The sequence below is a fragment of the Mesotoga sp. HF07.pep.5.2.highcov genome (assembly GCF_003666285.1).
In the GTDB taxonomy this organism is placed as follows: Bacteria; Thermotogota; Thermotogae; order Petrotogales; family Kosmotogaceae; genus Mesotoga; species Mesotoga prima.
On record NZ_JFHJ01000160.1, the window covers coordinates 1 to 4,501 of the forward strand.

At 44.4% G+C, this 4,501-nt stretch carries 2 protein-coding genes; both read left to right on the forward strand.

Features of this window, described 5'->3' with window-relative positions; translation table 11 throughout:
• A partial coding sequence (locus BG32_RS03070) for a PolC-type DNA polymerase III (protein ID WP_121526353.1) occupies positions 1-3,810 on the forward strand: 3,810 nt, incomplete at its 5' end.
• Positions 3,811-3,818: 8 nt separating this feature from the next.
• The coding region (locus tag BG32_RS03075; RefSeq protein WP_121526354.1) for a hypothetical protein at positions 3,819-4,501 on the forward strand (683 nt) is incomplete at its 3' end.

Here is a 4,501-nt window from a genome sequence, read left to right on the forward strand (position 1 = left end):
TCTAAGAAGCATGACTTACGAAAGGCAATAGATAAGGTCTGCAAGAGAAGTATTCCTTTTGAGATAACACTGGACATTTCAGAGGATCAGGACTCACCAGTTGAGGAAGTCTCTTTCGATAGAGAAGATAATGGAGAAACGGAGCATTTGGAAGAAAGATCGGATTCAGTCTTGATGGGTAGATCGATCAGGGCAGTCTCTGTGAAGATGAGTGAAGTTCTTGGCAATGAAACCAATCTTGTTGTCAGCGGGAGGATCTTTGGACTCGAGTACAGGAATGGAAAGCTTTCGATTCTAACGTTCAACGTGACTGACTATACGGATTCCCTCACAGTCAAACTTATCGGTGAGAATGCGCGCTCTCTTTCCGAAAAGTTACGCGAAGGCGATGAAGTAACGATCAGGGGGAAGATGGAAACTGATAGCTGGATGAAAGAAGAGATTCTGATCCCGAGGGATATCGTTAGAACTAAACTGCCGAAACGCATGGACAATGCGATGGAAAAGCGCGTCGAGCTGCACCTTCACACCAAAATGAGTTCTCTGGATTCTGTAGTAGATGTAAACGATTTGGTAAACACTCTTAAAGATTGGGGCCACGATGCCGCTGCAGTGACTGATCACGGCGTTGTTCAGTCTATACCGGACTTCTACTTTGCGGCAAAAAAGAAAGGAATAAAACCTATCTTTGGTATGGAAGGTTACATGATAAAGGACTCGGAACAGATATCAATGAATCTGGAAAAAGAGGACTCGCCTCTGGAAAGTGCGACCTTCATTGTTTTTGATCTTGAAACTACAGGTCTTAATCCTAAGGAAGACGAGATAATTGAAATCGGTGCAATCAAGATGAAAGGCAACGAAATTCTCGAGACATTTTCTTCTTTTGTGAAACCTCAGAAAGAACTCTCGTCTCTAATAACAAGCCTGACTGGGATAACTGAAGATATGCTTTCAGGCGCAGGAACAATCAAGCAAGTTCTTCCTGAATTCACGAAATTTGCTGAAGGAGGCATTCTAGTTGCACATAATGCCTCTTTTGATTATGGTTTTATCCGCAACTCAGTAAAGAAATACTTCGGAGGCGACTGGGAAATGCCGTGCATCGACACCCTTGCCCTTGCAAAGAGCCTTTACAGAGCCAAGAGTTACTCTCTGGACAACGTAGTGAAGCGACTTAAACTGGGACATTTCGATCACCATAGAGCTTATGAGGATGCGAAGGTTACTGCAGAGGTCCTTAAGAAATTCCTTCAGCAAGCAAAGAAGAGAGGAGTCGAGAAGGTTAACGAGTTGGAAAAGCTGAGAAAGAACCAGAATCTCGACTCGCTGAAGCCTGTTCACATAAGTATTCTTTCAAAGAACAGAAAGGGTCTTGAAAATCTCTACAAGTTGGTCACTGCATCACACACCAAGTACTTCTACATGAAGCCAAGGATACCAAAGAGCTTGCTTACTGATTTCCGAGAAGGCCTTCTCATAGGTAGTGCGTGTATTTCAGGAGAGCTTTCCAAGGCATATATAGGTGGTGCGAGTGTAGATGAGCTCGAGGAAATCGCAAAGTTCTATGATTACATTGAAGTCATGCCGCTCGATAATATTGACACATCAGAGGGCGAGACTAGTATGTCTAAAGAGACGCTGATAAAGATGTATCGAGAGTTTTATAAAGTTGGGAAAAAACTAAATATCCCAGTTGTGATGACCGGTGACGTACATTTTGTCAATCCACATGACGATATTTATAGAGCAGCAATAAACGCGGCCCAGGACTATGACAACTTTCAGAATCAACCTTCTCTTTATCTCCACACTACCGAAGAGATGATTGGCAAGGCTCTGGAAATCTTTGAAGACGAGGGGATCGCTAAAGAAATCGTTGTCGATAATTCGAGATTAATCGCTTCGCAAATCGAAAACGTTGTCCCGATTGAGGGTAAGCTGCACCCACCCGTAATCGAAGGCGCCGATGAAGAAGTAAGGAAGATGGCCATTGAAAATGCAGAAAGGCTTTATGGAAAGCCTTTACCTGATATTGTAGAAAAGAGGCTGAATCGGGAGCTTGAGGCGATAATTGGTCACGGCTATGCCGTTCTGTATCTCATCGCGCAGAAAATGGTCAAGAAATCTAATGAGGATGGCTATGTGGTTGGTTCTAGAGGGTCGGTGGGGAGTTCGCTCGTGGCCAATGTTATCGGTATTACTGAGGTTAACCCTCTTCCACCACATTATCTATGCCCCGAGTGTGGTAAATCAGTATTCCCGGAAACCGATCTGGAATCCGGTTATGATCTACCCGCTATGAAGTGTCCTGGATGTGGAAATGAAATGTTGAAGAACGGTCAGAGCATACCATTCGAGACCTTTCTCGGATTCGAAGGAGACAAGGTTCCCGATATCGATCTTAACTTTTCCGGAGAGTATCAAGAGAAGGCCCATTCATTCATTGAAGAATTGTTTGGCAGAGACCATGTTTTCAGAGCCGGTACAATATCCACAGTTGCTGAGAGAACGGCTTTCGGTTTTGTCAGGGCTTATTCGGAGAAGAGCGGCAAAAATCTACGGAGAGCAGAGCAGGAGAGAATTGCCCGTGGAATAGTTGGAGTAAAGAGGACGACCGGACAGCATCCCGGTGGATTGATGATCGTTCCTAAAGACATGGATGTTCATAACTTTACCCCTGTACAACATCCCGCAAACGATACAAAAAGCTCGATACTAACCACACATTTCGCATATGAAGTCATCCACGACGATTTGGTCAAAATAGATGCACTGGGACACGACGATCCCACCTTCATAAAAATGCTGAAGGACATCACAGGAGTGGATCCCGAGAAAATTCCGATGGATGATGAGGAAACCCTTGGAATTTTTTCCTCACTGAAGCCTCTTGGCTTGCGATTTCACGAGCTTGGAACGGATGTGGGGACACTTGGGATCCCTGAATTCGGTACTACCTTTGTTCGAAGCATGCTTTCAGATACGAGACCCTCTACTTTTGGCGAGCTTGTAAGGATATCGGGCCTGTCTCATGGGACTGATGTTTGGCTTAACAACGCGAAGGATATCATCACTTCGGGACATGCTTCATTGTCGCAGGTTATTGCCTGTAGGGATGACATCATGAATTATCTAATTGGCAAGGGAATGGAGCCAAAAGAGGCCTTCAAGATTATGGAAAAGGTCAGAAAGGGTAAGGGCCTCAGCAAGGAAGATGAAATAGAGATAAGATCTTGCGGTGCTCCTGAATGGTTCATGAATTCGTGTAAGAAGATCAAGTACCTCTTTCCCCGGGCGCATGCCGCCGCTTACGTTAGCATGGGTTACAGAGTCGCTTACTTCAAGGTGCACTTTCCTCTTGCCTTCTACAGCACCTACTTTTCGATCAAAGGCGGGGAATTTGATATAGACATCTGTACTTCCGACATAAATTCAATCAAGAAAGAGATAGTTCGATTAAGATCCGATCAAGATAGAAATGTCAAGGACAGAGCGAAGGAGACACTTCTTGAAGTTGTTATGGAAATGAAACTGAGAGGATTTTCTTTTCTCAATGTGGATCTTATGGAGTCCCACCCTACGAGGTTCTTGATTGAGGGGAATTCACTAAGAATTCCCTTTAATAGGCTTCAAAACATGGGCGACAAAGCGGCAAGATCAGTTGAAGTTGAGAGAGAGAAAAGGCCGTTTTCATCGGTTGAGGATTTGATCCGAAGAACTGCTCTTAACAAGACAAGTGTTGAGATGTTAAGAAAATACGGAGCTTTGAAGAATCTGGCCGAGAAAGAACAGATCAGACTGTTCTGAGGACGAAAATGGATTTCAAAATAAGCGCTTCAGATTATGCAAAGCTGATCGATCTTTTTGGAAGAGTATCCGGTACTCTGGAACCCTCCTACAGATACTTTCAGATCTACTACAAGAGAGGACTGAAGTTTTTTGCTTCTGATGGTTGCATGAAGCTTGAGTTTTCCTCCGGCGTTGCTACCTCGCCTTTCAATGGAGTTTATACGGTACCGATCGATTACGCTCGAGCTTTGAAGAGTTCTGACCCAACCTCATTAATTTGCTTTTCTGCGGGTGAAGAAGACCTAGAGCTGAGGACGGCCTCAGAGACGCTTACTTTACAAAAGGCCCGCAGCAGCACTCTTCCGGCTATGGAAAGAAAGTTTGAGTTCTTCTCGCGTTTTCCCCTGAAGGAATTCAGTAGTTCTTTGAACTTTGTTTCATCTGCTTCTGTTGAGGGAGAAACTGTCGAGATCTTCTCAAAGAAGAACGAGACTGTTCTTGCCGCATCGGCGAACAGAATGGTATTGGTTTCAGTTCTTGAATACGAGCCAAAAACCGAGTTCCGTTACTCTCTTCAATATGTAACCGTTAGGCATCTGGTGAAGGCCTTAGAGTTGCTCACATCGGAAGAACTCTATGCTGGAACAGGGATTTCCGAGCTGGGGCTGAAGATTGGTCCTCTATTGTTTTCAATATGTACTGATGAAGC